The following is a 254-nucleotide window of genomic DNA, read 5'->3' as shown; positions in this document are numbered from 1 at the left end:
AGGAAAGCACCGCCGCGACCAGGCCCGGCAGCGCCGAGCAGTTCGCCTTGCAGGGCACGTACGCACTCTCGAAGCGCACGCAGCTTTATTCGTTCGTCGTGCATGCCAACCATGCGAGCCTCGGCTTCTCGAACGTCGTCAACGGCACGCTCGCGCCCGCGTCGCAGACGAGCGTCGGCCTCGGCATCATGCATCTGTTCTGATGCCGCGCTTGCCCACGATTGCCCGCCCCTACGCGAGACCTCTTTCACATT

Annotated in this window: 1 pseudogene; it reads left to right on the top strand. The window is 64.6% G+C overall.

Annotation, left to right across the window (positions count from 1 at the left end):
* Positions 1–203 (top strand): annotated as a pseudogene (locus U5775_RS39280) (porin); the annotation flags it as partial.
* Positions 204–254 lie beyond the last annotated feature (51 nt).

The organism is Paraburkholderia sp. J63, from assembly GCF_905220245.1.
Lineage (GTDB): Bacteria > Pseudomonadota > Gammaproteobacteria > Burkholderiales > Burkholderiaceae > Paraburkholderia.
The sequence above is the reverse complement of the archived record's forward strand: the minus strand, read 5'-3'. Positions and strand labels throughout refer to the sequence as shown.